This window comes from Ferruginibacter sp. (assembly GCF_031391665.1).
In the GTDB taxonomy this organism is placed as follows: domain Bacteria; phylum Bacteroidota; class Bacteroidia; order Chitinophagales; family Chitinophagaceae; genus Ferruginibacter.
This window is the reverse complement of sequence record NZ_JANMUN010000128.1, coordinates 1-6,251: the sequence shown is the minus strand read 5'-3', so window position 1 is coordinate 6,251 and position 6,251 is coordinate 1. Positions and strand designations below refer to the sequence as shown.

Annotated in this window: 7 protein-coding genes; 4 read left to right on the top strand and 3 right to left on the bottom strand. The window is 34.6% G+C overall.

Features of this window, described 5'->3' with window-relative positions:
- Nucleotides 1-51 precede the first annotated feature (51 nt).
- Nucleotides 52-813 (top strand): DUF6496 domain-containing protein, encoded by a 762-nt coding sequence (locus ACY651_RS09385; RefSeq protein WP_462252005.1) that lies wholly within the window; start codon nucleotides 52-54, stop codon nucleotides 811-813.
- Between the two features lie 376 nt (nucleotides 814-1,189).
- Here ACY651_RS09385 and ACY651_RS09380 read toward each other — a convergent pair whose 3' ends face one another.
- Nucleotides 1,190-1,468 carry a hypothetical protein gene (locus tag ACY651_RS09380; protein WP_462252003.1) on the bottom strand — a complete coding sequence of 93 codons (279 nt, stop codon included), beginning with the start codon at nucleotides 1,466-1,468 and terminating at the stop codon, nucleotides 1,190-1,192.
- Between the two features lie 491 nt (nucleotides 1,469-1,959).
- On the opposite strand from ACY651_RS09380, the gene ACY651_RS09375 reads away from it, so the two are divergent.
- A complete protein-coding gene (locus tag ACY651_RS09375) occupies nucleotides 1,960-2,199 on the top strand; it encodes a helix-turn-helix domain-containing protein (RefSeq protein ID WP_462252001.1) in 240 nt (79 codons plus the stop codon).
- A complete protein-coding gene (locus tag ACY651_RS09370) occupies nucleotides 2,196-4,247 on the top strand; it encodes a DUF2075 domain-containing protein (RefSeq protein WP_462251999.1) in 2,052 nt (683 codons plus the stop codon). The genes ACY651_RS09375 and ACY651_RS09370 overlap by 4 nt, the downstream gene beginning before the upstream one ends.
- Here the strand turns inward: ACY651_RS09370 and ACY651_RS09365 are convergent.
- Both ACY651_RS09365 and ACY651_RS09360 read right to left on the bottom strand, forming a co-directional pair.
- Nucleotides 4,233-4,565: a hypothetical protein gene (locus ACY651_RS09365; RefSeq protein WP_462251997.1), complete on the bottom strand. Its 333-nt coding sequence runs from the start codon at nucleotides 4,563-4,565 to the stop codon at nucleotides 4,233-4,235. The genes ACY651_RS09370 and ACY651_RS09365 overlap by 15 nt on opposite strands.
- 294 nt (nucleotides 4,566-4,859) lie before the next feature.
- Entirely contained in the window at nucleotides 4,860-5,216 is a 357-nt protein-coding gene (locus tag ACY651_RS09360) for a helix-turn-helix domain-containing protein (RefSeq protein ID WP_462251995.1), read from the bottom strand.
- 302 nt (nucleotides 5,217-5,518) lie between these two features.
- Here ACY651_RS09360 and ACY651_RS09355 point away from each other — a divergent pair, with 302 nt between their 5' ends.
- On the top strand, nucleotides 5,519-6,181 hold the full coding sequence (locus ACY651_RS09355) for an NAD(P)-dependent alcohol dehydrogenase (protein WP_462251993.1): 663 nt from the start codon (nucleotides 5,519-5,521) through the stop codon (nucleotides 6,179-6,181).
- Nucleotides 6,182-6,251: the final 70 nt, after the last annotated feature.

The following is a 6,251-nucleotide window of genomic DNA, read 5'->3' as shown; positions in this document are numbered from 1 at the left end:
TGAGTTAATTACAAACTAATAATTAACCATACTGGTTTTAAAAAATTAATTATGGCAAAATATTCTAAGGCAGCACAAAAAGGAGTAAAATCTGCAATAAAGCGTATGGAGAAAGGAACATTACGCAGCGGCAGCACCGGCAAAAAAGTAACCAACCCCAAACAGGCCATTGCTATTGGTTTATCGCAGGCAAAAAAGAAAGGTGCTAAAGTACCGGTAAAGAAAAAAGCAGCACCAAAAAAAGTAATCAAAAAAAATACAGCAGTAAAAAAAGCCACGCCTAAAAAAGCGGTTGCAAAAAAATCGATTGCAAAAAAAATAGCTATAAAAAAACCGGCAACAAAAAAAGTTGCCGCAAAAAAAGTAGCTCCTAAAAAAGCAGTTGCAAAAAAAGCAGTTGCAAAAAAAGCAATTGCAAAAAAAGCAGTAACAAAAAATATAACGGCTAAAAAAATAGCCTCTGCAAACCCGGCACCGGTAAAAACATTTATTTCACCATTAAGAGCTGTGCCGCCACAAACAGAACAGGCAGATAAAATAACCGACACAACAAGTTTACCGCAGGCAAAAGAATTATCCGAAGAGCTGGTAGAAAAAACAGCCAACACCAATATACCAGGCCCGGCAATAGAAGAACCATCAGGCAACGGGTTAACAGTACCTGCAAAAATAGAAGACCCGTTAACCAGTTTCGATAAACATGTTTTTCAAAAAGCAACAACAAAAGGCGATCCGCACAGCAAACTGCATTTATCATCAGTAAATAAAAGCACTATACGGCCATCGGGTAAAAAACCGCTTTGGCGCAAATAAAATAAAAGCACATTCCCTCTATATATACGTGATGTAAGGAGGCCTGTTAGCATACCACAGTTTTGATAACAGGCATGATGGAAAAAAGATTGGTTAAGCAATTAGCCAATCTTTTTTTATTGTAAAATAGATTGACTAAATATGTAGTGCTTCAATAAATCCCAACGCAAGAAAGTATCAGTAATTTTTTTTTAAAATACTTTTTAGTAAATAAATGCTGAAGTACAGTAGTACAAAAGCCTCATCAGGGAACCACCCCGAAAAAGGGATGTAATCTTTTTCGGGTGGCTTTTTTGTTTCTTTTTTTCCATAAAAAAAGAAAAGAAAAAAGACTGCAATGTTTACAAAGACAAAATGAAAATTGAAAAACTTGAGCTTAATACATTTCCATAGCCGCATTAATTTCTTCAATAGGGTTGCGGCCCAGTTGCTGCAGCACCGCATTGCAGCGGTACAGTAAAGCAGGCGTAATGTTAGCCGCATCGGCATGGTTCCAAAAAGTAAGCAGCAGGTTTTGCTGTATAGTACTCAGCGGCTCCTGCAGCCGTAAAATTAAATGGTGCAGTGCCGATATATCATCATCTTTTAAATGGTTAAAGCCGCCATTGGCCAGCAGGTCAATCGTAAGGCTGAGGATGGTTTTACTTTGCTGCATGGTATATGTTTTACAGGTATTGAAGTTATCTGTATAACGTAAAGAAATTGTAAAGCTTGTGTTATGCAATTGTGTGCAGCAGCAAATGTGGGAAGGGTGTGGATAAGAGGAGTTTTTGGGAACGGACTGTAGCAATGCTGTCAACATCGTTGTGTCACTCACTTGTACTGATAACACTTTATTGAACTTTTATTATGGAGGAGATTGGCAAGAAATAATGCATTTCTATTTTATTTCAAAAATCACCAAGTTTGAAACTCCATAATCTCGTAATACTTCCTCAAGCAACTTCTTAGTAAAATCCGAATTCCCTAAAAGTATTTGTGAGAAAATTTCAATTCTGTCATCAGCAGTTAATAAATTTAATTTCTCATCACTACGAAAAAAAATCGATAAAGTCTTCTCTTGTTGTTAATGTCGTTTCCATCTATAATATTTTTTTTACTCAAGTTAAAACATGACCCTTAAAGTCCGTTGTATTATAAGCCACAATGTTTGACCTTCCTGGTATGGATATTAAATTGAAAATTGGACAGAGAATAAAGGAGGTAAGGAAGGTACTCGAACTCTCCCAAGAATCACTTGCATACAAAGCGGAGGTAGATAGAACTTATGTGACTGATGTAGAGAATGGAAGACGGAATGTTTCTATTGAAATCTTAGAACGGATTATAAAAGCTCTTGATGTTTCAATTGCTGAATTTTTTAACTCAAAAGAATTCAAAAAATGAAACAAGCATATTTTCATTCTACTATAGAGGATTTTTTAAATATAAACGAAGACGAAATAATTGGTAAACTCAATAAAGCTGGAACTTCTTTTTCTAGCCAATGGACAATTACAACTACTTCTTGGGATAGTAGTATCCAAATACTGAAAAAATCTTTTCTTGAATTAATCGAAATTGATGTAACAGTTAAGAATTGGCATATTTTACTTGAATATGAAATACCTAGACTTTCAAGTAGAATAGATGCCGTTATCATTGCAGACGATTTAATATTTGTTATCGAATTTAAGTATGATCGAAGAAAATATGAGTCGGCAGATATAAGGCAGGTTGAAGATTATGTAAACGATTTATTTGATTTTCATTTAGAGAGTAAAAATAGAATTATTATTCCCGTTCTTTTAGCACCTTTAGCAAAATCAATTTTGAAATCAACTAACTCAAATTTTGATTCTTTTATCAAGCCCTGTTTAAAAGTAAATGCTATAAACTTATCTCAAAATATTTATGAAGCATATCTAGAATTTCATAAAAGTTCAAATATTTTTATTGATCCTTATAAATGGGAACAAAGTGAATACCAACCTACACCAACAATAATTCAAGCAGCAAAAGCATTGTTTGCTGGTCAAAAAGTTGAAACAATTACAAAATCTGGCGCTGAAGAAAATGATTTAAAGAAAACTACGGAGTATTTAATTAAAGTTATTAACCAAGCTAGAATAGAAAATAAAAAAATTGTTTGTTTTGTTACAGGAGTGCCCGGAGCTGGCAAAACATTAGTTGGCTTAAATGTGGTTCATGAAAAAGAAGAATTTGGAGGAGAAGAAACCAATACGGCATATTTCTCAGGAAATGTACCTCTTATAAATGTCTTAAAAGAAGCTCTCGGACGAGATCATTTTGAAAGAAAGAATATTTTATTTAAAATTGGAAAAATATCAAAGCGACCTACAAAAAAAGATTCTATTGCTAAAGTAAAAGCCAAAATTCAAAATTTACACTTATTTATTAAAGATGGTATAAGAAAATCTACGCCACCAACTGAAAGAATCGTTGTTTTTGATGAAGCTCAACGTTGTTGGGATGCAATTCAATTCAGTAACAAAGCAAAACAAAATCAAAATCGTGAAAAAAATCCATTTGTTATTGAGCAAAAGTCAGAAGCTGAATTGATTTTTGAATTTATGAATCGACATGATGGTTGGTCGGTTATAATTGCATTAGTTGGCGGAGGACAAGAAATAAATACAGGTGAAGGGGGTATTGCGGAATGGGGTAAAGCGATTAAGAATAAATATAAAAATTGGGAAATCCATATTTCTGAAGAATTACTTTCAGGAGATTCATCAACAGCTAACCAAACCTTGTTTGATAATATTCCTGAAAATATTGTAATTTATAAAAATAAAAACCTGCATCTAAGTATAAGCCAGCGCTCGTTCAAAGCAAATAATTTGAATGCCTGGGTAAATGCTTTAATTAATAATGAAACTGGGAAAGCTCTAGAATTATCAAAATTAATAAGTGAAAAATATCCATTAATAATCACTCGAAACATAGAAACTGCAAGAGAATGGCTTAAGCAAAAAAAATCAGGGAATAAAAGGATTGGTTTAGTAGCTAGTTCTGGAGGATTGCGACTCAAGCCTTGTGGAATTCAAGTAAGAGAGGTAATTGATGAGGCGATGTGGTTTTTAAATGATGAAACGGACATTCGATCATCATACTATTTAGAAATGGTTGCTACAGAATATAAAGTTCAAGGATTAGAATTAGATTGGGTTGGAATTTGTTGGGATGCAGATTTGAGAAGAAGTGGCAATAATTGGGAGTTTAAAAATTTCTCAGGTACAAAATGGAATCAAACAAATGCCCCCGCTGAGCAACAATTTTTATTAAATACGTACAGAGTTTTATTGACAAGGTCAAGAGAAGGAATTATAATATTCGTGCCGGAAGGAGATTCAAAAGATGAAACAAGATCGCCTGAATTTTATAACCCAATTTTCGAATATTTAATTTCATGTGGTCTACAGAGTATTTAAAAATTCTTCATCATCTTCTTCCCCACAAATAAAACCACAATCCTTATTGAGGCATTGGTCAATCAACAACTTTGCATTAGTATGGTAAAAGTTGCTAATCTCATTGCATCTTGCACCACAATGCGGACAAGTGAATGGCTGATCATTCATTAGAAATATTTCAAGTGCTTTAATCTTAATATTGTTCATCTTATTGCTTCTGATTGATTTATCATACACATCTGCCATGGTGTAAAGGTAAAATTCACCGGCATTTAAAATATTATTTTTACGGATAAAAAACTTTTTCGCACACTTAAAAATAAATACCGCCTGCACTAACCGGCCAGAGTTATATTATTTACCTTAGCCTTACTTAAAAAATGCTTTATGAAAAAGGGATTAATTGCCGGTTTTTAACCCACTCTTACTATAAAAGCAAAAGATTTTGCTACCGAACTTACCAGCCATAATGTTATTGAAAAAAATTTGAAAGGCGATATTGCTATTAGCAAGGAACATATTGATAATAACAGTGCAGTAAGAAACATGCTTAAACAATGAGGCGTACAGCCTGAGCGATTACCTGCTGCCGAAGATGTAAAAAAACCGAATGTTGGCAGAAATGCTTTTTTAGTAAGCCTGAATTAAAACCTCTGTAGGGATGTTTAATCTGTCATGTATTTGCCTGATCATTTCAAGAGAGAGTTTTCTTTTACGATTTAGAATTTCACTGGCTCTGCTTTTTAGTCCAACAACATTTGCTAAATCGGATTGATTATAGCCAAGTTGTTCCATTCTAAATTTAATTGCCTCTACAGGATCAGGAAATCCAATTGTATTTTTTTCATTTTCGTAGTTTTCAATTAACATCCCCAATATTTCTAACTCGTCTCCTTTATCTGTTCCCTTTTTTGAATCAAAAATTACTTCAAGCCTGGCAAGTGCCTGTTCGTAATCTTTTTTTGTTCTAATCGGTTTAATATTCATTATAAATTGTTTTAGCATTTTCACATTTCAAATTTAAGCAAAATAGTTGTAGTTATGTTTGATGCAAAATGTAAAAAAAACTGACAAATAAATATTAAAAAGAGAAATTGATTAAACCACAACCCTGGTATTATTGCTGCGTATAAATATAGTGTTACTTTTTATCCTGCACAGTTGCCATACAGTAAATTTACAATCTTATCCTGCAAAAAAAATGTTACCGCTAATCAATTAATAATTTATTATTTCGTTTATCAAACCTTTCTCGCCTACATTTGTTGCTCAATAAAAATAAATATTTTATGGCTTCTACAAAATCATACGCAGCACAAAGCGCCACTGCATCATTAGCTCCCTGGACGATTGACCGCAGGGCCCCCAAACCACACGATGTACAAATAGAAATTTTATACTGCGGTGTTTGCCACAGCGATTTGCATACTGCCCGTAACGAATGGGGCGGCACTTTATATCCCTGTGTACCCGGTCACGAAATTGTGGGCCGTGTAACTGCAGTTGGCGATCATGTAAAAAAATATAAAGTGGGTGATATTGCCGGCGTAGGTTGCCTGGTGGACAGTTGCCGGGAATGTGATAATTGCAAAAACGATTTAGAGCAATTTTGCAGCAACGGCATGGTGGGTACTTATAACGGACAGGAAAAAGATGGCAGTGGCTATACTTTAGGCGGCTACAGTAAATCTATAACGGTGCATGAAGATTTTGTGTTGCACATTGCTGATAATTTACCGTTGGAAGCTGTAGCGCCATTACTTTGTGCAGGCATTACTACTTACTCGCCGCTGCGCCATTGGAAAATTGGTAAAGGCCATAAAGTGGGTGTATTGGGTTTGGGTGGTCTTGGCCACATGGGTGTAAAATTAGCAGTGGCAATGGGTGCCGAAGTTACCATGCTCAGCCACTCGGCCAGTAAAGAAACCGTGTCTAAAATAAAATCGAAATAGCCGGTAACTTTTTTTATTTGTGCCGCATCGCTGGTTAATACAAACTGGTGAGCACCCAATCTTTTTGCAT

What these genes read in the sequence shown, in the direction of transcription:
- ACY651_RS09385 (WP_462252005.1), top strand. Translation starts at nt 52, where the DNA reads ATGGCAAAATATTCTAAGGCAGCACAAAAAGGAGTAAAATCTGCAATA.
- ACY651_RS09380 (WP_462252003.1), bottom strand. Translation starts at nt 1,468, where the DNA reads ATGCAGCAAAGTAAAACCATCCTCAGCCTTACGATTGACCTGCTGGCC.
- ACY651_RS09370 (WP_462251999.1), top strand. Translation starts at nt 2,196, where the DNA reads ATGAAACAAGCATATTTTCATTCTACTATAGAGGATTTTTTAAATATA.
- ACY651_RS09375 (WP_462252001.1), top strand. Translation starts at nt 1,960, where the DNA reads ATGTTTGACCTTCCTGGTATGGATATTAAATTGAAAATTGGACAGAGA.
- ACY651_RS09360 (WP_462251995.1), bottom strand. Translation starts at nt 5,216, where the DNA reads ATGAATATTAAACCGATTAGAACAAAAAAAGATTACGAACAGGCACTT.
- ACY651_RS09355 (WP_462251993.1), top strand. Translation starts at nt 5,519, where the DNA reads ATGGCTTCTACAAAATCATACGCAGCACAAAGCGCCACTGCATCATTA.